The sequence below is a fragment of the Mesorhizobium sp. M0904 genome, assembly GCF_040319475.1.
GTDB lineage: Bacteria > Pseudomonadota > Alphaproteobacteria > Rhizobiales > Rhizobiaceae > Mesorhizobium.
Genome location: NZ_JAMYOC010000011.1, coordinates 98282 through 122802 on the forward strand (window position 1 = coordinate 98282; position 24521 = coordinate 122802).

Consider the following 24521-nt stretch of genomic DNA (forward strand, 5'->3'; position numbering starts at 1 on the left):
TCGTTCCATATTGACTATGAATTGGAATTATTATTTCATATTGCTGGCGCCACGCTGCCGCTCGCGCGTGTTACCCAAGACAACAAAGCCGATGGGAGGTTCGAATGGGCGAGGCCGTGGAAGCGAAATATTCGCCGCTCGACATCATCACGATCGGCCGCGCTTCCGTCGATCTCTACGGCCAGCAGATCGGCTCGCGCCTTGAGGACATTACTTCCTTTGCCAAGTCGGTCGGCGGCTGTCCGGCCAATATCGCAGTCGGCACTGCCAGACTAGGCCTGCGCTCGGCGCTGCTCACCCGCGTCGGCAATGAGCAGATGGGCCGCTTCATCCGCGAGCAGCTGACCCGCGAGGGCGTTTCGGTCCAAGGCCTCAAGGCCGATCCGGAGCGGCTGACCGCCCTGGTGCTGCTGTCGGTCGAGGATGAAGGCGTCTCGCCGATGATCTTCTATCGCAGCGATTGCGCCGACATGGCACTTTCGGAAGACGACATCGATGAGGCGTTCATCGCTTCGGCACGCGCGATCGTCGTCACCGGCACGCATTTTTCACGACCCAACAGCGACGCCGCCCAGCGCAAGGCGATCCGTGTCATGAAAGCCAAGGGCGGCAAGGTGGTGTTCGACATCGACTACCGCCCCAACCTGTGGGGTCTCGCCGGCCACGCCGAAGGTTTCGAGCGCTATGTGAAATCCGACCGCGTCTCGGCGCGGCTGAAGACGGTGCTGCCCGACTGCGATCTCATCGTCGGCACCGAAGAGGAAATCATGATCGCGTCGGGCGCAGACGATTGCCTGAGCGCGCTGAAAACCATCCGCTCGCTGTCGGCGGCAACCATCGTGCTGAAGCGCGGCGCCATGGGCTGCATCGTCTATGACGGGCCGATCAGCGACGATCTCGAGGACGGCATCGTCGGCAAGGGGTTTCCTATCGAGGTCTACAATGTGCTTGGCGCCGGCGACGCCTTCATGTCGGGCTTCCTGCGCGGCTGGCTCGGCGAGGAAAGCCTGGCGACAGCGGCGACCTGGGCCAATGCCTGCGGGGCATTTGCCGTGTCGCGGCTCCTCTGCGCTCCTGAATACCCGACTTTCGAGGAATTGCAGTTCTTCCTGAAAAACGGCAGCAAGCACCTGGCGCTGCGCAAGGACGAGGCGATCAACCACATCCATTGGGCGACCACGCGCCGGCGCGACATCCCCTCGCTGATGGCGTTCGCCTGCGACCACCGCGTCCAGCTGGAGGACGTCGCGGCAAAAGCCGGCGCCGATCCGTCGCGGATCCCGGCTTTCAAGGTGCTGACTGTCAAGGCTGCGGCCAAAGTCGCGGCCGGCCGCGCCGGCTATGGCATGCTGCTCGACGAAAAATACGGACGCGAGGCGATGTTCGAATTCGCCCACCATTCCTTCACCTGGCTCGGCCGGCCGGTCGAGTTGCCGGGTTCGCGGCCGCTTCGCTTCGAGTTCTCGCAAGACATTGGTTGGCAACTGACCGAATGGCCGGTCGACCACTGCATCAAGTGCCTGTGCTTCTATCATCCCGATGATCCGGCGGAGCTGAAGACCGAACAGCAGCAGAAACTGCGCGCTTTGTTCGAGGCCGCGCGGAAAGTGGGCAGAGAACTTCTGGTGGAGATCATCGCCGGCAAGCATGGCAAGCTCGACGACATGACCATCCCGCGCGCGCTCGAGGAACTCTACGCACTCGGCATCAAGCCCGATTGGTGGAAGCTCGAACCGCAGGCATCGCACGGCGCATGGGCAAAGATCGAGGCGGTGATCCTGAAAAACGATCCGTGGTGCCGCGGGATTGTGCTGCTCGGTTTGGAAGCGCCGCAGGACGAGCTGGAAGCGGCCTTTGCCGCCACCGCCAAGGCGCCCATCGTCAAGGGCTTTGCCGTCGGCCGCACCATCTTCATCAACGCGGCCGAACAATGGCTTGCCGGCAAGATGTCGGACGATGAAGCGGTTGCCGACATGGCATCTCGCTTCGAGAGACTGACCGAGGCGTGGCTTGCCGCGCGCGGCCGCAAAGCAGCATAAGAAGGCGCGGCATAAGGACTGCGGAGGAACCGACATGACCAAGACAATCCGCCTGACGATGGCGCAGACTCTGACCCGCTTTCTTGCTCGACAGATGACCGAGATGGACGGGGGGAAGGTGCCGATCTTTGGCGGCGTCTGGGCGATCTTCGGCCACGGCAATGTCGCCGGCGTCGGTGAGGCGCTGTACCAGGTTCGCGACGAGCTGCCGACCTTCCGTGCCCATAACGAGCAGGCAATGGCGCATGCGGCTATCGCCTATGCCAAAGCCAATTTCCGCCGCCGCTTCATGGCTGCGACCAGTTCGATCGGCCCCGGCGCGCTCAACATGGTGACCGCTGCGGCGCTTGCGCATGTAAACAGGTTGCCTGTCCTGTTTCTGCCCGGCGACGTCTTTGCCAATCGCATTCCCGACCCTGTCCTGCAGCAGGCCGAGGATTTCTCCGACGGCACGGCGACCGTCAATGACTGCCTCCGGCCGGTGTCGCGCTATTTCGACCGCATCACCCGGCCGGAGCAGATCATGCCGGCGCTCAACCGCGCCATGCAGGTGCTGACCGATCCCGCCGAGTGCGGCCCGGTGACGCTGGCGCTGTGCCAGGACGTGCAGGCAGAAGCGTATGACTACCCCGAGAGCTTCTTTGCCGAACGAATCTGGCATCAGCGGCGACCGCGTCCGGATCGCCAGGAGTTGGCCGCCGCGGTGGCAGCACTTAAAGCGGCGAAGAAGCCATTGGTGATTGCCGGCGGCGGCGTACTCTATTCGCAGGCGTCGGGTGAACTGGCCAGACTGGTGCAGGACGCCGGTGTTCCGGTCTGCGAGACGCAAGGCGGCAAATCCTCGCTGCCCGACGATCATCCGCTGAACATGGCGGCGGTCGGCGTCACCGGCACTTCGGCTGCCAACAGGCTGGCCGAAGAGGCCGACGTCGTGCTTGCCGTCGGCACCAGGTTGCAGGACTTCACCACCGGCTCCTGGGCACTGTTCAAGAATGCCGGCAGGACCATTATCGGACTCAACGTCCAGCCCTTCGACGCCGGAAAGCACCAGGCGCTGCCGCTGGTCGCCGATGCGGCGGAAGGGCTCGCCGAACTCGGCGAGGCGCTGAAGGGTTGGAAGGCGCCTGCCGCCTGGACCGACAATGCGATCAAGGGCAAAAAGGAATGGCAGGCGGAGGCGGGCAAGGTGACTGCGTCGACCAATGCCGCCTATCCGTCCGACGCGCAGGTGATCGGCGCCGTACAGCGCTCCATGGGCTCCGGCGTGGTACTGCTCCACGCCGCCGGCGGCTTGCCCGGCGAGTTGCACAAGCTCTGGCAGGCGGGCGCGCCCGGCTCCTACCACGCAGAATACGGCTTCTCGACAATGGGCTATGAAATCGCCGGCGGACTCGGCGTCAAGATGGCCAAGCCGGACGAAGAGGTAGTCGTGATGATCGGCGATGGCTCCTACCTGATGCTCAATTCCGAGATCGCGACCTCTGTGATGCTCGGCCTCAAGCTGACCATCGTGCTGCTCGACAACCGCGGCTATGGCTGCATCAACCGGCTGCAGATGGCGACCGGCGGCGCCAACTTCAACAATCTGCTGAAGGACGCCCGTCACGAAACCTTGCCCGAGATCGACTTCGCCGCGCATGCTGCGAGCATGGGTGCGATTGCCGAAAAAGTGCCATCGATCGCCGGGCTGGAAACGGCGCTGGCGCAAGCGAAGAAGAACACGCGAACGACCGTGCTGGTCATCGACACCGACCCGTTGGTTTCGACGGAGGCCGGTGGAAGCTGGTGGGATGTAGCAGTGCCGGAAGTCTCGGCACGGCCGCAAGTGAATGCGGCGCGCAAGAAATACGAGGAAGCGCTGAGCGGGCGGGTTCTTTGAGCCATCCGCGAACGCGCCTCGAAATGTCCGAAACTGGAGTGACGACTTGAAAGCCAAACTGGGCATGTCCCCCATTGCGTGGTGGAACGACGATCTTGCCGAACTCAGCGATGATGTGTCGCTGGAGGAGTGCCTGCGCCAGTCGCGCTCGGCTGGCTTTACCGGCATGGAAATGGGCCGCCGCTTTCCCAACGATCCGCAAATCATGCTGCCGATCCTGAAAGAGGCCGACGTGACGCTTTGCGGCGGCTGGTTCTCGGGGACGCTGGTCGACGAATACATGGCGAAGAACAAGGATCGTATCCAGCCGATGATCGACCTGTTCAAGGCGGTGAATGCGCCCTGCATCGTCTATGGCGAAGTCGGCCGCTCCATCCAGGGCGACCGTTCGAAACCCCTCGCCAGCAAGCCCAGGCTTTCGGACGATGAGATGAAAGCCTACGCGAAGCAGCTCACGCAGTTCGGCGAATGGTGTGCCGAGCAAGGCATGCCGCTCTCCTATCACCATCACATGGCGGCGGTGGTCGAGACCGAGCCAGAGCTCGACGCCTTCATGCGCTATTCGGGAGAAGGCATTCCATTGCTGCTCGACGCGGGTCACCTGGCCTTTGCCGGGGGCGATGTGCTGCGCGCTATTGATAATCACCACCGGCGCATCAACCACGTGCATGTGAAAGACGTGCGCATGGAGGTGATCAACAAGCTGGATCGTAGCAGGCAATCCTTTCTCGATGCGGTGGCGCTTGGTGCCTTCACCGTGCCGGGAGACGGCTCGCTGGACTTTGGCGCCATCGTCCAGAGGCTCGCCGACCATGGCTATGAAGGCTGGTTCGTGGTGGAGGCCGAGCAGAATCCGAAGAAGAACCCGCCGCTCAAGATGGCGCAGGTCGGCTACAAGGAATTGATGCGGGTGATGACAGCGGCCGGCTACACGGTGGAGACACAAGGCTTTCCCAATGCTTGAGGCTCGCGCGGAAGGGCTGATCCGATGCCGGGGGTGATCCGATGAAGGACTCCGAGCACCCGTTTTTCCGGCCGCTGTGGCGGCGCGTTGCCGTTGTCGCGGTCTGCCTGGTCTGGTCGGTGATCGAATTCGCCACCGGCACGCCGTTCTGGGGCGTGATCGCGCTCGGCTTCGCCGGCTATGCCGTCTGGCAATTCTTCTATCTCTACAAGCCGGCTGACGAGGACAAGCCATCGGCGGACGCCAGACCGAAGGAATGACCATGTCGAAGCTGCTCATCAAAGCCAATAAGGGCCACGGCCGCGTCGCTCATGTGACGCCGCAAAACGCCGGCTGGACCTATGTCGGCTTCGATCTGCATCGGCTGAGGCCCGGCGAGAGCGCTTCCGGGCAAACCGCGGATCGTGAGGTCTGCCTGGTGTTCGTCACCGGCAAGGGCAAGGCCAAAGCCGGCGGCAAGGATCTCGGCCTGCTGGGCGAACGCATGTCGCCGTTCGAAGGCAAGCCTTGGTCGGTCTATGTGCCGCAGGGGTCGGAGTGGTCGGTGAGCGCCGATACCGATCTCGAACTTGCCGTCTGCTCGGCGCCAGGACTGGGCGGCGGTCTGCCGGTCCGTGTCATCGGGCCCGACGATCTCGGCCAGGAGGTTCGCGGCAAAGGCACCAACACGCGCTACGTCACCAACATCCTGCCGGAGGGCAAGCCGGCCGATTCCTTGCTGGTGGTCGAGGTCATCACACCCGGCGGCCACACATCAAGCTATCCGCCGCACAAGCACGACCAGGACAATTTGCCGGCTGAATCCTATCTGGAGGAAACCTACTACCACCGCCTCAACCCGCCACAGGGCTTTGCTTTCCAGCGCGTCTACACCGACGCCGACCAGAGCGGTGCTCGTTCGCTCGACGAGGCGATGGCGATCGAGGACGGCGACGTCGTGCTGGTACCCAGGGGTTATCACCCCTGCGCAGCCTGCCACGGCTATGATCTCTATTATCTCAACGTCATGGCCGGACCGAAGCGGACGTGGAAATTCCACAACGCGCCCGAGCACGAATGGCTGATGAAGGCCTAACCACTTCCCCTTCGCCCCAATCGCTGGTCCAAGCGAAAATCGTCGGCTAACGACCCGGCTGTGTGGTTTTGTTACCGAAAACGCCGCAAAGCTTCGTCAATTCGTCATGGAAATCACCTATGGCAGCGGGGCTGACGAGGACTTTCGATGCGCTACGCGATCTATTTCACCCCCCGACAGGACGAACCGCTGGCACGGATCGCCGCCAACTGGCTCGGCCGCGACCCATTCGGTGCCGCCACAAAGCCGGTCGAGGCAGTGGGCGAGTTGTCGGCGGCAGAAGTTGCCTTCCATACCGCTTCGGCGCGCCGCTATGGCTTTCATGCTACGCTGAAGGCGCCCTTTCGACTGGCCTCCAATGAGACGGAAACCTCGCTTCGCGCGGCACTCGACGATTTTGCCGAGGCAACGCCGGTGGTTACGGTCCCGCGCCTCGTCGTCAGCCAGATCGACGGTTTCTTCGCGCTGGTGCCGGAAGCACCGCTGCCGTCGCTCAACCGCTTCGCCGATGATGTGGTGCGCGACTTCGACCGCTTTCGCGCGCCGTTGACGGAAGCCGAGATCGAACGGCGCAGCCCCGATTCGCTGAAGCCCGACGAGTTCCGCAATCTCTGCCAATGGGGTTATCCCTATGTCTTCGAGACGTTTCGCTTCCACATGACGCTGTCCGGCCGGGTCTCGTCACAGGAAAGCCCTCGTCTTCGCTTAGCAATCGACAGTCTGTTTGCGGGCGTGCTGCAAAGGCCGGTGCCGGTGGACGCGCTGACGCTGTTTGTGGAAACTGAACCCGGCGCGCCGTTCATGGTGCTGTCCCATCACGCGCTCGGGCGCCGCCCGGCCAGAAGAACTGCCTAATGACTATTTGCTCTAACCGCGTTTGTGCGACGCCAATTGGTTCCAGTTGGCTGCAAAATCCTGCAAGGACTGCTTGAAATGACCGCCGAGACTGTTCTTGACAACGCCCGGATCGTGCTCGCCGACCAGATCGTCCAAGGGTCGATCGTGCTGCGCGACGGCGTGATAGCCGACATTGCTCCCGGCGCTGGCCGAACCGGCGAGGACATGGGCGGCGACTTCATCATCCCTGGCCTGGTCGAACTCCACACCGATCATCTCGAAGGCCATTACGCGCCACGGCCGAAAGTGCGCTGGAACCCGATCGCCGCGGTGCTCGCCCATGACGCGCAGGTGGCGACCGCCGGCATCACCACCGTGCTCGACGCCTTGCGCGTCGGCATGGACGAGGATGCGGACCTGACGGCTGCCGACATACGCAAGCTGGCCGACGCGATCGAGGACAGTGTCCAGCAGGACCGGCTCAGGGCCGACCATTTCATCCATCTGCGCTGCGAGGTTTCGGCGCCGGACTGCCTTCCAGCCTTCGCCAATTTCGACGGTGACGAGCGGGTCAGGCTGGCGTCGCTGATGGACCATGCGCCGGGACAGCGGCAATTCGTCGATCTCGAGACCTACGCCTACTACTATCAGCGCAAGCTGAAGCTTACGGATCGCGATTTCCAGAAATTCTGCGAAAAGCGGATGGCTGAATCGGCGAGGAACTCGAGCCCGAACCGCAGCTTCATCGCCGCGGCTTGTCATGAGCGCGGCATCGTGCTCGCCAGCCATGACGACGCGACCGTCGGCCATGTCGACGAAGCGATCGAGCAAGGTGTGCGCGTCGCCGAGTTCCCGACCACCGAGGAGGCAGCAAGGGCTTCGAAAAAGGCAGGGCTCGGCGTATTGATGGGCGCGCCGAACGTCATGCGCGGCGCTTCGCATTCGGGCAATGTCTCGGCCCGCACGCTGGCCGGCGACGGCCTGCTCGATATACTGTCATCGGACTACATTCCGTTCAGCCTGATCCAGTCGGCCTTCTTCCTCGGCGACGTGGTCGAAGGTATCTCGCTGCCGCAGGCTGTGGCCATGGTTTCGAAGAACCCGGCCGAGGCGGTCGGCCTCACCGATCGCGGTGTCATCGAGCCCGGCCGGCGCGCCGATCTGGTTCGCGTGCGCGTCGACGACCATGTCCCGGTCGTCCGCACGGTCTGGCGGCAGGGACGCCGGGTCGCATGATGGTGTCGGCATCGGTCGAGCGTGAATTGTCCGCCGCGGGATTTCCGATCCGCGACGGTGTCTTCGTCGCCGTCGTCGGGCCGAGCGGTGCCGGCAAGGACACGGTGATCGGCTATGCGCGCGCGGTCTTTGCCGGCGAGAGCCGGCTGGAGTTCGTGCGCCGGGTGATCACCCGGCCGAGCGATGCGGCCACCGAGGATCACGATACGCTCGCCGATGCTGCCTTCGTCGAGGCCGAAGCGGATGGGGCCTTCGCCATTTCCTGGGAGGCGCATGGCCTGCGCTACGGCATCCCGGCCGAAGTCGACTGGTCGGTCTCCAACGGCCGTGTCGCGATCGCCAACGTCTCGCGCGCGATCATTCCGGCGCTGCGGGAGCGTTACGCCAATCTGGCTATCGTCGAGATCACGGCTACACCGGAGATCCTGGCCGAGCGGCTGGCATTGCGCGGTCGCGAGTCGCGCGGCGAAGTGCTAGCGCGGCTGGCGCGCAGTGCCAATGTGGCGCTGTCCGGACCGGGTGTCACCTCGATCGACAATAGCGGTCCTCGTGAAGCCGCCGGCGAGCGCTTCGCCGAGGTGCTGCGCAAGGCCATGGCTTTCTCCGACATGTCGGGCGTTATCTAAAGTAGCGCCCATCCGGTGCATTCGGTATGGGCGCTAACCAATATCTTTGGAAGCCGGTATCCCCTTTTCGGGATTATGGCCTCATGCGGCGTGCCGGTCCCGACCAGCGTGACGAGTATCCGCGGCAGTGGTTGTCGAAGGCTTCACTGGCGCATCCGCCGGTGTATCCAGAACTGCAACGTGATGGCGATACACCATTTCCCAGCCCTTCCAGCCGGTGAACAGCAGTATGCAGACCACTATGAACGACAAGAGCACACCCCATGGGCGGACCGCGGCTTCGGCGCCTTGGGCATAGCGAAGATAAAAATTGATCAGTGCCACAACGACCGCGGTCAGGTTGCCCAGCATGTGATACCAGGCGTCCGACAAGGCGCGAATGCGCGGCTCGTTGAGGAAGTCGATAAAACCGGCTGTCGCGGCGAGAAGGGCCATTACGATGGCTGCCCCGATCAGCCACATCGATGCCCGTGCCCAGAAAGCATCGGCAGTTCCCCAGAAAACCAGGTCGGTGACAAAGGCACCGACAAGAAACGCGACAGGAAAAGGTATCAGCATCGGGTGGAGAGGGTGAGTTCCGACCTTTGCGGTACTTACTGGATTCGTGGGCATGGGACGCCTCCGCATAGCAAAGCTTAAATAAACGCTTCGATACGGGTTTCGTTCCAAATGGAGATTAATCTGAACTGCTGTCGCGAAGCTCAGGCCGACTTTTTGATGCCTGCTAATGGCAGTCGGCGCATTTCATCCAGCTATTTTTGCATCATTCCGCGGCAGCACCCGCCACGCCCTTACGGGTAGCTTCCAGCATCCGCCGCCGCGCCCTGAACACGCCCCATTGCTGGTCGACCAGCACGCCGATGAGGATCACCCCGCCCATGACGGCGAAGTTGAGCGAGGACGGGATGCCGAGCAGGTTGACGAGGTTCTGCAGCTCCTGCAGCAGCACCGTGCCGAGCAGGACGCCGATCAGCGAGCCTTCGCCGCCGCGCAGCGAGAAGCCGCCGAGCACCGCTGCCGCGATGGCGTAGAGTTCGTAGAACTGGCCGTGGCTCGCCGGCGAGATCGAGCGTGTGTACATGGCGAAATAGATAGCCGACAGCGCCGTCAGCACGCCGCAGATGACATAGGCGGCCATGACGATGCGGCCGGTGCGGATGCCGGAATATTTTGCCGCTTCTTCGTTCTTGCCGATGGCGTAGAGATAGCGCCCGAATACCGAACGGTGCAGCACCACCCACATGACGACGGCGATGACGATCAGCGCGATGAAACTGTTCGGCACGCCCCAGGACCGCCCCGCCGTCAGGAATTCGAGTTCCGGGAAGTTCTGCCCAAAGGCAAAGCCGGCGGTGCCGTCGGCAGTGTAGAAGCGCGCCACGCCGCGATAGATCAGCAGGCCGCAGAGAGTGACGACAAACGGCTGCAACTTCAGCCGGGTGATCAGCCAGCCATGCATCAGGCCGATGATGGCGCCGAGCGCGATGATCAGCACGAAGGCCAGAGGCCACTCCATCTCCCGCACGGCGATGAAATCGATGAACAGCGTACCGAGTAGCGCAACCACCGAGCCGACCGACAATTCGATGCCGCCGGTGATGATGACGAAGGCTTGGCCAATCGACAGGATGCCGAACAGCCCGATCAGATTCGAGGTGTTGGCGAGATTGATCGGCAGCAGGAAGCGCGGGTTGATGATCGCCACCACCGCGCCGACCACCAGGATCAGGATCAGCAGGCCGAGATCTTTCTTGCTCATCGTCTTCTCCCAACGCCTGCGAATTACTTCGGCTGCTTGCCGACCGCCAGCAGCAGCACGTTTTCCTGGCTGAACCGGTCCTTGTCGAGAATTCCGGAGATCTGGCCCTCATGCATGACGGCAATGCGGTCGGAAACGCCGATCACCTCCTCCATGTCGCTGGAGATCATCAGCACGGCGACCCCGGCATCGGCCAGCGCCCGCATCAGCCCGTAGATCTCGGCCTTGGCGCCTATATCGATACCGCGCGTCGGCTCATCGAGGATCATCACCTTCGGCTTCATCGCCAGCCATTTGGCCAGCACGACCTTTTGCTGGTTGCCGCCCGACAGCGTGCCGGTGCGCGTCTGCACGGAGGGCGCCCTGATGCCGAGATCGGTCTTCTGTTTTTCGGCGGTGGCGGTCTCGGCGCTGGCCGAGACCAGCGAGCGCCGCGAATGCGCCGGCAGATTGGGCAGCGAGATGTTCTGGGCAATCGACAAGTCGAGCAGGATGCCAGTCAGCTTGCGGTCTTCCGGGACGAGGAAGATACCGTTGGCCACTGCGTCGGCGGCCGAACCAAGAACCAGATCTTTTGCGTCAAGCTGGAACGAGCCGCCAAAGCTCCTGTCGATGCCGAACAGCACGCGCGCCAGTTCCGTCCGGCCGGAGCCGACGAGGCCGGCCAGGCCGAGGATCTCGCCATGCCTAACGTCGAGGTCGACGGGGCGGTCAGGATAGGCGGCGGTGCGAATGGCCTTGACCGACAGCGCGACAGAGCCAGGCGGGCGCGCCGATTCTGCGGCCTTCTCGCGCTCCTTCAGCATGCGGCCGATCATCAGCTTGACCATCTGGTCGTGATTGATGGCGCTCTTCGGCAAGGTTCCGGCGAGCATTCCGTCCCTGAGCACGACGACGCGATCGGCGACGCGCTCGACCTCGTGAAGGCGGTGCGAGATGAAAATGACACCGATGCCGTCTGCCTTCAGCGCCTTGATGACACCGAGCAGCTTGTCGGTTTCGGCGATCGGCAGGCTGGACGTCGGTTCGTCGAGGATAACCAGCCGTGCCTTGATCGACAGCGCCTTGGCGATCTCAACCATTTGCTGCTGCGCCAGCGACAGCGCCGACACCGGCGTATCGGCCGAGAAATTGGCGCCCACGCGTTTGAGCAGCGGCGCCGCCTGCGCTCGCAGCCTGGCGCGGTCGACGAGCTTGAGCGGCCCGGCGCGCAGCGGTTCGCGGCCGAAGAAGATATTGGCGGCCACGTCGAGGTTTTCGAACAGGTTGAGTTCCTGGTGGACGAAAGCGATGCCCGAGCCGATGCTGGCCTCGACAGTCAGCCCGTCATGGGCGACGCCATCGACGGTGATGGTGCCGGTGTCCGGCCTGGTCACGCCACCGAGGATCTTCATCAGCGTCGATTTGCCGGCGCCGTTTTCGCCAACCAGGCCAATGACCTCGCCGGGCCTGACCTCCATCGAGAATCCGTCCAGCGCAACGACGCCGGGATAGGTCTTGCGCACACCGTCGAGGCTCAGGAACGGAGCGTCCGCAGATGCAACGATGGATGGGTCGGAATAATTCATCACGCCTGACAGCAGCCGGTGAGCCGTTTGGTCTCAGACTGACGAGCCTCGCGAGGCCCGTCAATAGAACGCCGGCTCAAGGCGAACCTTGAGCCGGCGCAATCTAATTCGCTCAGTTTCCAGACATCGCCTTGAGGCTGGCGGCGTAGGCGTCGACATCGTCCTTGCCGATGATCTTGGTCGGGATGATGATCAGGCCATCGGCGGGAATGCCCGACTTGTCGCCCTCGAGATAGGCAGCCATCAGCTTCATGCCCTGATAGGCCCATTCGAAGGGCTGCTGCACGACGGTGGCGGCGACGGTGCCTTCCTTGACGCCGCCCAGCGTGATCGGATCGTCGTCGAAGCCGACGACGGTGATCTGGCCGAGCTTGCCGGCATCGCGCAGCGCTTCATAGATGCGCGGCGTGTTGTAGGAATAGAAGCCGACCATGCAGGTGACGTCGGGGCTGGCGACCAGCGCGTCCTCGACGTTCTTCTTGGCGCGGGCCTGATCGATGTCGTCGCCACGCACGTCGACCAATTCGATCTTGGTGCCGGCGAGACCTTCCTTCATGCCCTGGATGCGCTCCTTGGCGTTGTCGGCGCCGAGCAGGCCGACGAAGCCGAGGCACTTGCCGCCGTCAGGCATTGCCTTCTTGGCGATCTCTGCCGCCTGCTTGCCGGCATCGACATTGGACGAGCCGATATAGGCGACACGCTTGGTCTGCGGCGCGTCGCTGTCGGTGGTGAACAACGCCGTTTCCGAGGCGATCTTGTTCAGCCCGTCGGTCGACGTCTTGGGATCGACGGCCGAGACCATGATCGCCTTCACGCCGGCCGTCACCAGATCGTCCATCAGGCGCTGCTGGATGGCGACCGAGGACTGCTCCGGATATTTGAGTTCCAGTTTGTAGCTGGGCAGTTCGCCTTGAGCCTTCTTGACGCCGGCTTCCGCCGCCTTCCAGAAATCGGAAGCGCCGTTGACGACGAAGGCCAGTGTCGGCTTGTCGTCGGCCCGCGCAATTGCGCTGGCGGACAGGCCGAGCAGCAGGGCCGCGGCGGCGACGGACGCATTTCGTATCACAGATTTCATATTCAACCTCCCATTTGACTCAGTAATTTTCGCTGATGATGAACGTGCCGGCACGGCTTGGACGCCCTCCTCCTCAAGGGTTTCCGGCAGCGAAGAACGACGCCATTCCAGCCGCGATCGTCGACTTTAGAGACTCATTCGCCGTTCGTAAATAGTCCGATTTGTCTGACATTTCCCGGAGCAGCAGGCAAGCTTCGGCCGACGGGAACCGTCCGATACCAGGCTGGCTTGCGTTCCGAACATGCGCGGTCCGACATCGTCCGGGCATGATGGATTGACGTTATAGGGATGCCGGATATTAGTAAAGAGTATTAGTTTGGTCGAGATTCTCGCAACAAAGGAGAGAGGCCTCCCCAGTCGCAACCGTTTTGACCCGGGGACTACATCGCCTAAGAGGTCGATTATATCTATTAGTAGCGCTTCGCCCTATAAATGCGAGATTCGAGGGACCAATGACATGAACGAACCACTGCGTGATCCCGTCCTTGAGGGTACCAGGCGGCGCAAGCCGTCCGGGAAAAACCCCAAGGGCCGCGTCACCATGACCGACATCGCCAGGGTCGCCGGCTGTTCGCAGGCGACGGTTTCGTTCGTGCTCAACAACACGCCAGGCATCAGGCTGTCGCAGCAAACCCGAGAGCGGGTGATCGAGACCGCGCGAACGCTGGGCTATTCGCCGCCGGTGTTTTCTGCCTTGCGAGCCCCGGTTGCCGCATTCGACGGGCTGGATGGCGTGATCGGCTTCGCCGTCGACCAGTTGGCGACCAGCCCGGAGGCGGTCGTCGCCATTGAAGGGGCGCGGCAAGCCTCGTGGAACGCCGGCAATGTAGTGTTGGTGGCGCAGACCATGGGCGACGAGGTGATGGAGCCCCGGGCCATCGCGGCACTGACCAAGCGGGGCATTTCGGCGCTGATCTACATGACCATCTTCACCCGCGAGATCGTCGCGCCGGACTATCTCTACGGCCTCGACATTCCGGTCATCCTGCTCAACTGCTACACCGCCGACTATGCCTTCCCCGCCGTGGTGCCGAGCGAGATCGCCGGCGGCCAGAGCTCGACCCGGCACCTGATCAGCTATGGCCATCGCCGTATCGCCACCATCACCGGCGAGCCCTGGATGCAGGCGGCACAGCACCGGCTGAAAGGTTACCGCCGGGCGCTGGCGACGGCCGACATCCCGTTCGACCCGGCGCTGGTCGTCGAAGGCGATTGGTCAGCGAGCGCCGGCTATGCCGCGACCGTCAAGCTCTTGGCGCTGAAGGACCGGCCGACCGCCATCTTCTGCCAGAACGACCGGACCGCGATCGGCTGCTACGAGGCGCTGAAGGAGGCCGGCCTGCACATCCCCGGAGATATTTCGGTGGTCGGCTATGACGACGAGGAGATCGCGCGGCATCTGTTCCCGCCGCTGACGACGTCGATCCTGCCGCATATGGCGATGGGACAATGGGCGATCGAGCAGTTGGAAGTCCCCGCTGCTCCCGGTCGCGGCCGGAGCCGCTATCCCGTAACCAAGCTCGAATGCCCGCTGGTGGAGCGGGAGTCGGCTGGCGCTGTGGCGGGCTGAGCGCCGGCGATCGACAATGGCACAGGCTTGACATCAGGCCCGGCATATACCCGATTGATTTCATGCGATTGCAAAACTGCTACAATTTTCAGGACTTCCGCCGGCTGGCAAAACAGCGCCTGCCAGGCCCGATCTTCAACTATATCGATAGCGGCGCGGACGACGAGACGACGCTGCGGCGCAACACGGCGGCTTTCGAGGACTGCGATCTCGTCCCCAACGTCCTTGCCGGCGTTGGACAGGTCGACATGTCGGTCACCGTCATGGGCCAGAAGCTGGCGATGCCGGTCTATTGTTCGCCGACGGCTCTCCAGCGGCTGTTTCACCATAGCGGCGAGCGCGCCGTCGCCGCGGCGGCGGAGAAGTTCGGCACGATGTTCGGCGTCTCGTCGCTCGGCACGGTCAGCCTGGAGGAAGTGCGCCAGCACAGGACGCCACAGGTCTATCAGTTCTATTTCCACAGGGATCGCGGCCTGAACCGCGCCATGATGGAGCGCGCCAAGGCGTCCGGCGTCGAGGTGATGATGCTGACGGTCGACAGCGTCACCGGCGGCAACCGCGAGCGTGACCTGCGGACCGGCTTTTCCATCCCCTTTCGGCTTACGCTCGGCGGCATGATGCAGTTCGCGATCAAGCCGAGATGGGCTATCGACTATATGACCCACGAAAAGTTCAGCCTGGCGCAGTTGGACGGCCATATCGATCTCGGTGGCGGAGCGCTTTCCATCAGCCGCTATTTCACGGAGATCCTCGACCCGTCGCTGGATTGGAAGGACGTCGAAGACATGGTCCGCTTCTGGAACGGCCAGTTCTGCCTGAAGGGGATCATGAGCGTCGCCGATGCCAGAAAGGCCGTCGAAATCGGCTGCACCGGCATCGTTCTGTCAAATCATGGCGGCAGGCAGTTGGACGGCTCGCGCAGCCCCTTCGACCAGCTGTCCGAGATCGTCGACGCGGTGGGCGACAAGATAGACGTGATCATCGACAGCGGCGTCCAGCGCGGCACACATGTGCTGAAAGCCCTGTCGGTGGGCGCCAAGGCCGTCGGCGTCGGGCGGTATTATCTGTTCCCGTTGGCAGCCGCCGGACAGGCCGGTGTCGAACGGGCGCTCGGCTTGATGCGAACCGAGATCGAACGCGGCATGCGGCTGATGGGATGCAGGTCGGTGGCAGAGCTTTCCAGGGAAAATGTGCGGTTTAGGTGAGGGAGCCGGGAAGCACGGCATTTCGAAGTGCAGACCTATACCGATCTGGCGCCCGTTTCGAAGACGGCTCGCCGGAAACAGCACCCGTATGTCCGCCCTCAAGCTGCCGCTGCGTGTAACGCGCTGTTAACGCCGTTCGGGAGTGACAGGATGTTGGCCGCAGTTCGAAGGTATAGTCTGCGTCTCGCTGTCAGGTGCGGAGGCGAAAATGAATTTGCTTCGGATTGCGCTCTTGTGCACGGCCATGATCGACCTTGGAATGCCGGCCGTTCGCGCGGAGGATCGGCCTGTGCCGCCGAACAATAATGCCGCAACAGCGCAGCCGCCCGTTCATTGTGAAGGCCAAAATTGTCTCCCGCCGGCGCAAGATCCCGTGCAGGAATGCACCGGCCAAGATTGCACGCCAGTTCCGCCGACTGAACCAGGTCCGGAGATTAAGCAGGCCGACTGACCAACTTCAGCCGACACCGCTCTTTTGGCAGGGATGGCGTTCAGCCCCTCGCGACCTTACGGCCACCGGCGGTAGATTCTGTTACCTATGTTCCCGGGTCGGCATGAGTTTAATGGCGCGCCCGAAGAGATTCGAACTCCTGACCCCCAGATTCGTAGTCTGGTGCTCTATCCAGCTGAGCTACGGGCGCGCAACAGGCCATGCTTGGCATAGCCCCGCGATCCGATCCTGGCGACCGGCCGCGATGTGAGCTGTTCCCTAGCGACTGAATTTGCGAAAAGCAAGCCGATCCTGGCCAAAAGTTTTGCAGTCATGCTTTGCCGTCATGCGCCGGCCGGCGAAGGCAAGACCGCTTCACGCGGCGGCCGAGCCGACAAGTCGTAGTCTTGGATCGGTCATTTGCCAATCGGAACGGTCCGTAACGAAACGAGCCGTTGCACGGCGGCCGAGCCGATGGCTCGTAGTCTCGGACCAACGCTTCGCGAATTGAAACGATCCGTAACGATACGGTTCGTTACGCCGGGCGGCGCAGCCCGTTGCGGGCCTGGTCGAGCCGGACCGGCTGGTCGGGAATGGTGACCGCGAATGTGGTGCGGCCGCCGATCGATTCGACCAGCTCCACCGTGCCGCCATGGGCGCGGATCAATTCATGGGCGATCGCCAGGCCAAGGCCGGTGCCGCCGCTGCGGGCCGAGCCGCGAAATGCCGCGAACAGGTTTTCCCGCGCCTTTGGCGGCAGGCCGGGGCCGGTGTCGGTGACGACGATGCGGCTGACGCTGCCGATGCGCTCGGCCGATATGGTCAGGCGGCGCACCACGGCGCTCTCGGTGTCCGCCGCCATCGCCTGCACGGCGTTGCGGCTAAGATTGGTGAGCACGCGGAACAGCTGGTCGGAATCGGCATCGACCTCGAGCACCGGGTCGACGGCGTTGACGAATTCGATGCCGCATTCGATGTCGAGCAGACCCTGGACGTCTTCGACCAGCTGGCGCAGCCGCAGCCTGCGGCGCGACGGCGGCGGCTCCTGGGTGCGGCCATAGGCCAGCACGCCCTCCGAATAGGACACCGCACGGTCGAGCGCGCGCAGCAGTTTTGGCGCGAAGGCCTGCACGGTCGGGTCCTTGACCTGGCGCAGGCGGTCCGACATCAGCTGCGCCGAGGCGAGAATGTTGCGCATGTCGTGGTTGATCTTCGACACGGCCAGGCCGAGATCGGCCAGGTGCTTCTGCTCGGTCAGCATCTTCTGCAGCCGCTCCTGCATCTGCGACAGTTCGCGTTCGGCGACGCCGATCTCGTCGGCCCGTGCGGCGGGGTGAATGATGCGGCCGGGATCGTCGGGCGCCTCGGAAAAGGACAGCATCGAGCGTGTCATCGTCCTGATCGGGCCGATCATGATCAGGTCTATCGCGGCATAGACCAGCATGGCGGTGAACAGCGAGATCAGCAGCGAGACGAAGGCGACGTTGCGCGAATAGATCAGCATGGCATTGCGCAGGCGGTGGTCGGGCATGATCAGCTCGAATTCCTTGTCGCTGTCGCCGACCGGCCCGAAAACGCGCAGCATGCGGTTGCCGCCGAAGAACAGCGTGTCCAGCGCGCCGGTCATGCCCTTGATCATGCCGACATTGGCGATATCGATATGCTCGTCGACCTGCGGCGGCATTTCGGCCACGACCAGAAGCCGCGAGACGCCGCCGTCGCGCACGGCGATCGCCTTGGCGCCGATCGCCATCAGTACGTCGTTCTGGGCGGCACGCGACAGCGAGGCAGGTTCGCCCTGCACCAGGACGATGGAAACCGCGGCGGCGGTGCTCAGCCTCTCCTTCAGCCAGCTCAGCCTGTAGCTGGCGATCCAGGGCACGAAGATGAGGATTTCGGCCAAGAGCACGAAGACGATGGTAAGCAGCAACAGCTTCGTCGACAGGCCGCGCGCCAGCGGCACCCTGCGGGTGGCGGCCTTCGCCCGGGCGATGCTTTCGTCGGTTGCTGGGACTTCACTCATGCTCGTCGTCACGGCTGCCTGTCATCACGGCTGCTTGTCTTAAGGACTGCTCGTCTTCACGATCGCTTGATCGGGCAAGATTAGGCGATTGCGGCTTTTTTGCCAAATTCATCCTTGGTCGAAGCCGGAAAGAGGCCGCAAGGACTTCCCTGCCAGTCCGACAACGCCGGCCCGACAGGCTGGATTGACTTCCAAAACCCTTCTTTCTATAAGCCCGCTCACGCTCGGGCCATTCGTCCCGGCGCGGTTTCGATCGCGCCAAAACCGGCCCGGCAAAGCTCCTGTTACAAAGTGACAGAATCAAGAAGGGCCGCACCCCGCGGTATTTAAACAAATGAAGCGTACTTACCAGCCGTCCAAACTCGTTCGCAAACGCAGGCACGGCTTCCGTGCCCGCATGGCCACCAAGGGTGGCCGCGGCGTCGTCGCAGCCCGCCGCAACCGCGGCCGCAAGCGTCTCAGCGCCTGAGCACCGAGCGAGAGACAAAATCGTTGCCCGCAACCGGCAAGCCAACGGGTGCCCATCCCAAGCGGCTTCTGAAGCGCGCGGAATTCCTGGCCGTCCGCCGTGGCGAAAAGCGCCGCGGGCGGCTTTTCCTCGTCGAAGTCCTGGGCCGCGGCGACGGCGAGGCGCCGCGTGTCGGCTATACCGTCACCAGGAAGGTCGGCAACGCCGTCGTTCGCAACCGCATCCGGCGGCGGCTGAGAGAGGCCGTGCGCACGCATGCCGCGGATGACATGGCGCCGGGCAATGATTATGTCATCGTCGGGCGCGAAGACGTGCTTACGACTCCGTTCGGCCAGTTGAAGGCCGAACTCTCCCGCAGATTGCGTGGAACACGATAGGCCAAGGGCTTCGATGGAAAACAACCGCAACTTCTTCATCACCATCGCACTGTCGGTGCTGATCCTGGCGCTTTGGCAATATTTCTATGTGATGCCGCGCAGCGAGATGCAGCGCGAAGCCGCCCGCATCGAAGAACAGCGCGTGGCGGAGCAGAAGAAGGCAGCCCAAGGCACCAGTCCGGGCGCCAGCGAAACACCGGTGCAGCCGGGCGCCATTCCGAGCGCGCCCGGCGGCGACGCGGTGACGCCGGCCGGCCGCGAGCAGGCGATTGCTTCGACCAAGCGCGTCAAGATCGACACGCCGAGCCTCGAAGGCTCGATCAACCTCACCGGCGCGCGCCTCGACGATCTCCGGCTCAAGCATTACAGGGAGACGGTCGACAAGACCTCGCCCGAGATCGCGTTGCTCAACCCGGCGTCCCTGCCAAACGGCTATTTCGCCGAGATCGGCTTTTCCGGCACGCCGGATGTGGGCAGGCTGCCCGGCCCCGACACGGTCTGGCAGACCGACGGCAATGCGACGCTGACACCAGCGACGCCGGTCACGCTGACCTTCACCAACGACAAGGGCCTTGTTTTCAAGCGCACCTTCTCGGTCGACAGCCAATATATGTTCACCGTGTCCGACACGGTCCAGAACGGCGGCTCGGCACCCGCGACGTTGTCGAACTATGGCCGCGTCACCCGCTTCGACAAGCCGGCTATCGCCAGCACCTATGTGCTGCACGAGGGCCTGATCGGCGTTACCGGAAGCGAGGGCCTGCAGGAATACAAATACTCCAGCGTCGAATCGGACAAGGAGTACAAACCAGGCAAGTCGAGCGACGGCTGGCTCGGCATCACGGATAAATACTGGGCGGTGACCCTGGTGCCGCCGAGCGGCCGCGAATTTCAGGCCAAATTCTCTTATTTCGAGTTCAAAAGCGGACCCCACCCGCATAGCTACCAGTCCGATTTCCTGTCCGATCCCGTCACAATCGCTCCCGGGCAATCGACGACCGTGGAGTCGGAGATATTCGCCGGCGCTAAGGAAGTTTCGACGATCAACGCCTATGAAAAGGACCGTCATATTCGCCAGTTCGACCTGCTGATCGACTGGGGCTGGTTCTATTTCATCACCAAGCCGATGTTCTGGCTGATCGACACGCTTTACAAATTCTTCGGCAATTTCGGTCTGGCGATCCTCGCCACCACCGTCATCGTCAAGGCGCTGTTCTTCCCGCTCGCCAACAAGTCCTATGCGTCGATGGCGAACATGAAGAAGGTGCAGCCCAAGATGCTCGAGATCCGCGAGAAATACGCGGACGACAAGATGAAGCAGCAGCAGGCGATGATGGAGCTGTACAAGACCGAGAAGATCAATCCGCTCGCCGGCTGCTGGCCGGTGGCGTTGCAGATCCCGGTCTTCTTCTCGCTCTACAAGGTGCTCTACATCACCATCGAGATGCGGCACGCGCCGTTCTTCGGCTGGATCCAGGATCTGGCGGCGCCGGACCCGACATCGATCTTCAACCTGTTCGGGCTGATCCCGATCACCTTGCCGCACATGTTGATGATCGGCGTCTGGCCACTGATCATGGGCGTGACGATGTTCCTGCAGATGCGCATGAACCCGACGCCGCCGGACCCGACGCAGGCAGCGATCTTCACCTGGATGCCCGTGATCTTCACCTTCATGATGGCGGGTTTTCCGGCCGGTCTCGTTATCTACTGGGCCTGGAACAACACGCTATCGATCCTGCAGCAGGGCGTGATCATGAAGCGGCAGGGCGCCAAGATCGAATTGTGGGACAATCTGGTCGCGCTGTTCCGCAAGAAACCGTCGCCGGCGGAATAGCCGGCGCTCCGATGATGCGAAACCAGAAAGCCCCGGTTCGTCCGGGGCTTTTTGTACAGGCTGGCGGTCTGGATTAAGCGATTGGTACGGCCGGGCGGATCGCGCTATTTTGACCTGGCTGGCAGTTGCCCGACGGAGCTCGATATGACCGGACCCAATCCATCGATCAAGCATCCGATCCCGTTGCACACGCGCGTCGGCTTTCTGAAACCGCTGGTGACGGCGCCGAACATCGAGATCGGCGATTTCACCTACTATGACGATCCTGACGGGCCCGACAAATTCGCCGAAAAATGCGTGCTGCATCATTATCCGTTCATCGGCGACAGGCTGATCATCGGCAAGTTCTGCGCCATTGCCGAAGGCGCGCGCTTCATCATGAACGGCGCCAATCACGCCATGTCCGGCTTTTCGACCTATCCGTTCAACATCTTCGGTCACGGCTGGGAGGAAGGCTTCGACCCGGCGACATGGTCGAAGGAGGTGCGTGGCGACACAATCGTCGGCCACGACGTCTGGATCGGCATGGAAGCGGTGATGCTGCCGGGCGTGAAGATCGGCGACGGCGCCATTGTCGCGGCAAAGTCGGTGGTGACGCACGATGTGCCGGCCTATGCGATCGTCGCCGGCAATCCGGCCAAGGTGGTGAAGATGCGCTTCGACGACAGGACCATCCGGCGGCTGCTGGCGCTGGCGTGGTGGCACTGGCCGGTGGAAAAGATCAGCCGCAATCTCGATGCCATTCGTGGCAGCAACATTTTTCTTCTGGAGGCAGCGGTTTGAACGCGTTGAACAAGACCACGATCGGCATCGAATTGTTCACGCGAGCCTGGATATTCATCCGCGGCGTGCCGGCGATGAAATTCCTGCCGCCGGAGGGTCCGCCCGAGATCGCCTTTGCCGGCCGCTCCAACGTCGGCAAATCGTCGCTGATCAACGCGCTGGTCAACCAGAAGGGGCTGGCGCGCACCTCCAACACACCGGGCCGCACGCAAGAACTCAACTATTTCGTGCCGGGCGGATTTTCGGGAGAAGGCGCCGACCTGCCGCCGATGGCCCTGGTCGACATGCCGGGCTATGGCTACGCCACGGCGCCGAAGGAAAAGGTCGACGAGTGGACGAAGCTCGTGTTCGACTATCTGAAGGGCCGGGTGACGCTGAAGCGCGTCTACGTGCTGATCGATGCCCGCCATGGCATCAAGGCCAAGGACGACGAGGTGCTGTCGCTGCTCGACAAGGCGGCGGTGTCGTATCAGATCGTGCTGACCAAGACCGACAAGATCAAGGCGGCGGGGGTACCGCGACTGGTCGAGGAAACGCTCCAGAAGATCAAGAAACGCCCGGCGGCATTTCCCTTCGTGCTCGCCACGTCGTCGGAAAAGAGCGAAGGCCTCGAGGAACTGCGTGCGGCGATCGTGCTCGCCGCCAACGGCGGTTAGGCCACTGAGTCCGATACCCGGTCAGGCGGGGCTGGAGGCCCGTTCCTGCTCCGCAAGCTGTTCGGTGCCGTAGGCCTTCAGGAACACGTCGACGCCCGACCTGACGATATGTTCGATCTCGGCCACACTTGGCGCCTTGGTGCGATAGGCGAATATGCACTGGCGGAAAAGACCGGCCAGGCACAGCTCGGTGAACTGATAGGCGGCAAGCTCGACGTCGTCGATCTTCAGCAGACCGCGTTCGATAGCCATGTTGAGGAAAACGACAACCCTGTCATGGCCGCGCTTCGGCCCGCGTTCGTAAAATCGCGCACCAAGCTCCGGAATCCGTTCCGACGCACCGATCACCGTCCGTTGCGCCAGGATGACCCTCGCCGAAGTGATCTTCATGGATAGCACGATGCCGAACTTCACCAGCGTCTGGCGAAGGTCGCCGATCTGGTCGAGCACCTCATACATGTTCTTGAAGATCGTGCCGCGTTCTTCCTCGATCAGCGCTTCGAACAGCTCTTCCTTGTTGGCGAAGTAGACATAGATCGTGCCCTTGGACACGCCGGCCTCGCGCGTAATGTCGTTCATCGACGCGGCTTCGAAGCCCTTCTCGATGAAGACACGGCGCGCACCCTCGATTATCTGGCTGCGCTTGACCGGGTCTTGCCCCGCGGCCGGGCGGCCGCGCGGCAGACTGTCCAGCAGATCGCACTGCTCCTTGCCAGCGCTGGACAATGGGCCTGAATCAGACAAAGGAGCGGCCTTGGGGGCTTCGGCCATAATGTCACACCTCGTAAAATAATTCGAACCATCCGGTTCGATTGCTCTTGATATGGGCCTGTTTAAGCGCTAAGTCAACGTCGAGATCGAACCGAACGGTTCAGTCTGACAACATTCAGCGCCAGTTAATTTAGAGAGATATCATGTCCTCGAACGCGCCTACCAGTGCCGAAGTCCGCCCTTTCCCCAGCGCCAAGGTCCAGCCTGCGATCGAAGCGCCGGAAGCCCCTCTCAAGCCCGCCGACATCACCCCGCTGGCTCCCGCCAAAAAGAAGCGCCCGATGCGCTCGATGTTGTTGCCCATCATCGGCCTGGCCCTGCTGGGCGCCGGCGCATGGTATGGCTACGATTACTGGACCGACGGGCGCTTCATGATCTCGACCGACGACGCCTATGTCCAGGCCGACACGGCGTTCATCTCGCCAAAAATCTCAGGCTATGTCGATCAGGTCAAAGTGACTGAGAACCAGCAGGTGAAGGCCGGCGACCCGCTGCTGATCGTCGATGACGGTGACTACAAGATAGCCGTTGCCCAGGCCGAGGCGCAGATCGCCACGTTGAGCAAGACGCTCGACCGCATCGATGCCCAGACCGAAGCGGCCCGCGCCTCGCTCAAGCAGGCGCAGGCGCAGAAGACCGCCGACCAGGCCGCGGCAGACAATGCGAAGCGGGTTCAGGTCCGCGCCGCCCAGTTGCTCAAGACCCGCGTCGGTACTCAGGCCCAGTTGGACGATGCCCAGACGGCGGTCGAGCAAGCCAATGCCGCACTAGCCGGCGCCGACGCGCAGATCGCGGCGGCTCAGGCCAATATCGGCGTGCTCGAGGCGCAGCGGGCGGAATCGGCCAGTACGCTGGCCTCGCTGCAGCTTGCCCACGACAAGGCGGTGCGGGATCTGTCCTTCACCGTACTGCGCGCACCCTATGACGGCGTGGTCGGCAACCGCTCGGTCGAGCAGGGCGACCTGATCAGCCCCGGACAGAAGCTCGCCGTCATCGTGCCAATGGACAAGCTCTACATCGTCGCCAATTTCAAGGAGACGCAACTTGCCCGGCTGGTGCCTGGTGAAAAGGTCAGGGTGTCGGTCGACGCGATCGATGGCCAGGACTTCGAGGGTACCGTGTCGTCGCTGGCGCCGGCTTCGGGAGCAGTGTTCTCGCTGCTGCCGCCGGAGAACGCCACAGGCAATTTCACCAAGGTGGTGCAGCGCGTTCCGGTTCGCATCGACGTGCCCGCGGATGTGCTGAAGACGGGCAAACTGCGCGCCGGCCTGAGCGTCGTCGTCGCCGTCGACAGCCGCACGGCGCCTTCGGCATCAAAGTAAAGCGGAACCGGGAGCAAGGG

At 62.8% G+C, this 24521-nt stretch carries 22 protein-coding genes and 1 tRNA gene; 16 read left to right on the forward strand and 7 right to left on the reverse strand.

The window, feature by feature from the left end; genetic code table 11:
• Nucleotides 1–104 precede the first annotated feature (104 nt).
• The 8 genes from NKH80_RS13715 to phnN all read left to right on the forward strand — a co-directional run bounded on the left by NKH80_RS13715 (nt 105) and on the right by phnN (nt 8656).
• Entirely contained in the window at nt 105–2039 is a 1935-nt protein-coding gene (locus tag NKH80_RS13715) for a bifunctional 5-dehydro-2-deoxygluconokinase/5-dehydro-2-deoxyphosphogluconate aldolase (RefSeq protein WP_352991968.1), read from the forward strand.
• 34 nt (nt 2040–2073) lie between these two features.
• A complete protein-coding gene (gene iolD / locus NKH80_RS13720) occupies nt 2074–3918 on the forward strand; it encodes a 3D-(3,5/4)-trihydroxycyclohexane-1,2-dione acylhydrolase (decyclizing) (RefSeq protein WP_352991970.1) in 1845 nt (614 codons plus the stop codon).
• A 46-nt stretch (nt 3919–3964) separates the two neighbouring features.
• Nucleotides 3965–4882: a myo-inosose-2 dehydratase gene (gene iolE, locus NKH80_RS13725; protein ID WP_352991972.1), complete on the forward strand. Its 918-nt coding sequence runs from the start codon at nt 3965–3967 to the stop codon at nt 4880–4882.
• A gap of 41 nt (nt 4883–4923) precedes the next feature.
• Nucleotides 4924–5142 carry a DUF3329 domain-containing protein gene (locus NKH80_RS13730; protein ID WP_352991974.1) on the forward strand — a complete coding sequence of 73 codons (219 nt, stop codon included), beginning with the start codon at nt 4924–4926 and terminating at the stop codon, nt 5140–5142.
• A 2-nt stretch (nt 5143–5144) separates the two neighbouring features.
• Complete coding sequence (iolB, locus tag NKH80_RS13735) at nt 5145–5957, forward strand: 5-deoxy-glucuronate isomerase (protein ID WP_352991976.1); 813 nt, start codon at nt 5145–5147, stop codon at nt 5955–5957.
• 147 nt (nt 5958–6104) lie between these two features.
• Nucleotides 6105–6812, forward strand: coding sequence for a DUF1045 domain-containing protein (locus tag NKH80_RS13740; RefSeq protein ID WP_352700982.1), 708 nt, complete (start codon nt 6105–6107; stop codon nt 6810–6812).
• A 78-nt stretch (nt 6813–6890) separates the two neighbouring features.
• Nucleotides 6891–8030 carry an alpha-D-ribose 1-methylphosphonate 5-triphosphate diphosphatase gene (locus tag NKH80_RS13745; protein WP_352477064.1) on the forward strand — a complete coding sequence of 380 codons (1140 nt, stop codon included), beginning with the start codon at nt 6891–6893 and terminating at the stop codon, nt 8028–8030.
• The gene (phnN, locus tag NKH80_RS13750; RefSeq protein ID WP_352991978.1) at nt 8027–8656 is read left to right on the forward strand and encodes a phosphonate metabolism protein/1,5-bisphosphokinase (PRPP-forming) PhnN; all 630 of its coding nucleotides are present in this window, start codon (nt 8027–8029) and stop codon (nt 8654–8656) included. Before NKH80_RS13745 ends, phnN begins: the two co-directional genes overlap by 4 nt.
• Nucleotides 8657–8737: 81 nt before the next feature.
• On the opposite strand, the gene NKH80_RS13755 is transcribed toward phnN, so the two are convergent.
• The 4 genes from NKH80_RS13755 to NKH80_RS13770 all read right to left on the reverse strand — a co-directional run bounded on the left by NKH80_RS13755 (nt 8738) and on the right by NKH80_RS13770 (nt 13058).
• Nucleotides 8738–9268, reverse strand: a complete 531-nt coding sequence (locus tag NKH80_RS13755) for a DUF2231 domain-containing protein (protein ID WP_352800813.1) — start codon at nt 9266–9268, stop codon at nt 8738–8740.
• A 151-nt stretch (nt 9269–9419) separates the two neighbouring features.
• Nucleotides 9420–10415, reverse strand: coding sequence for an ABC transporter permease (locus NKH80_RS13760; RefSeq protein WP_352490501.1), 996 nt, complete (start codon nt 10413–10415; stop codon nt 9420–9422).
• Between the two features lie 23 nt (nt 10416–10438).
• Entirely contained in the window at nt 10439–11983 is a 1545-nt protein-coding gene (locus NKH80_RS13765) for a sugar ABC transporter ATP-binding protein (protein ID WP_352991981.1), read from the reverse strand.
• A gap of 112 nt (nt 11984–12095) precedes the next feature.
• Nucleotides 12096–13058 carry a sugar-binding protein gene (locus NKH80_RS13770; RefSeq protein ID WP_352991983.1) on the reverse strand — a complete coding sequence of 321 codons (963 nt, stop codon included), beginning with the start codon at nt 13056–13058 and terminating at the stop codon, nt 12096–12098.
• Nucleotides 13059–13599: 541 nt separating this feature from the next.
• On the opposite strand from NKH80_RS13770, the gene NKH80_RS13775 reads away from it, so the two are divergent.
• Both NKH80_RS13775 and NKH80_RS13780 read left to right on the forward strand, forming a co-directional pair.
• Nucleotides 13600–14628: a LacI family DNA-binding transcriptional regulator gene (locus tag NKH80_RS13775; protein ID WP_502900950.1), complete on the forward strand. Its 1029-nt coding sequence runs from the start codon at nt 13600–13602 to the stop codon at nt 14626–14628.
• 62 nt (nt 14629–14690) lie between these two features.
• Nucleotides 14691–15833: an alpha-hydroxy acid oxidase gene (locus NKH80_RS13780; RefSeq protein ID WP_352991987.1), complete on the forward strand. Its 1143-nt coding sequence runs from the start codon at nt 14691–14693 to the stop codon at nt 15831–15833.
• 564 nt (nt 15834–16397) lie between these two features.
• Here NKH80_RS13780 and NKH80_RS13785 read toward each other — a convergent pair.
• A tRNA-Arg gene (locus NKH80_RS13785) sits at nt 16398–16474 on the reverse strand.
• A 324-nt stretch (nt 16475–16798) separates the two neighbouring features.
• On the reverse strand, nt 16799–18286 hold the full coding sequence (locus tag NKH80_RS13790; protein ID WP_352700990.1) for an ATP-binding protein: 1488 nt from the start codon (nt 18284–18286) through the stop codon (nt 16799–16801).
• Nucleotides 18287–18620: 334 nt separating this feature from the next.
• Here NKH80_RS13790 and rpmH point away from each other — a divergent pair, with 334 nt between their 5' ends.
• The 5 genes from rpmH (at nt 18621) to yihA (ending at nt 22408) form a co-directional block, all read left to right on the forward strand.
• Nucleotides 18621–18755, forward strand: coding sequence for a 50S ribosomal protein L34 (rpmH, locus tag NKH80_RS13795; protein ID WP_008833937.1), 135 nt, complete (start codon nt 18621–18623; stop codon nt 18753–18755).
• Nucleotides 18756–18778: 23 nt separating this feature from the next.
• A complete protein-coding gene (gene rnpA / locus NKH80_RS13800) occupies nt 18779–19132 on the forward strand; it encodes a ribonuclease P protein component (RefSeq protein ID WP_352452998.1) in 354 nt (117 codons plus the stop codon).
• A gap of 13 nt (nt 19133–19145) precedes the next feature.
• Nucleotides 19146–20969, forward strand: coding sequence for a membrane protein insertase YidC (yidC, locus tag NKH80_RS13805; RefSeq protein WP_352991990.1), 1824 nt, complete (start codon nt 19146–19148; stop codon nt 20967–20969).
• Between the two features lie 144 nt (nt 20970–21113).
• Nucleotides 21114–21752, forward strand: a complete 639-nt coding sequence (locus tag NKH80_RS13810; RefSeq protein ID WP_254815894.1) for a CatB-related O-acetyltransferase — start codon at nt 21114–21116, stop codon at nt 21750–21752.
• Nucleotides 21749–22408, forward strand: a complete 660-nt coding sequence (gene yihA, locus NKH80_RS13815) for a ribosome biogenesis GTP-binding protein YihA/YsxC (RefSeq protein ID WP_352472343.1) — start codon at nt 21749–21751, stop codon at nt 22406–22408. The genes NKH80_RS13810 and yihA overlap by 4 nt, the downstream gene beginning before the upstream one ends.
• Before the next feature lie 21 nt (nt 22409–22429).
• Here yihA and NKH80_RS13820 read toward each other — a convergent pair whose 3' ends face one another.
• Nucleotides 22430–23179 carry a TetR/AcrR family transcriptional regulator gene (locus NKH80_RS13820; protein ID WP_352991992.1) on the reverse strand — a complete coding sequence of 250 codons (750 nt, stop codon included), beginning with the start codon at nt 23177–23179 and terminating at the stop codon, nt 22430–22432.
• Between the two features lie 143 nt (nt 23180–23322).
• Between NKH80_RS13820 and NKH80_RS13825 the strand changes: the two genes are divergently transcribed.
• Nucleotides 23323–24501: an HlyD family secretion protein gene (locus tag NKH80_RS13825; protein ID WP_254815892.1), complete on the forward strand. Its 1179-nt coding sequence runs from the start codon at nt 23323–23325 to the stop codon at nt 24499–24501.
• Nucleotides 24502–24521 lie beyond the last annotated feature (20 nt).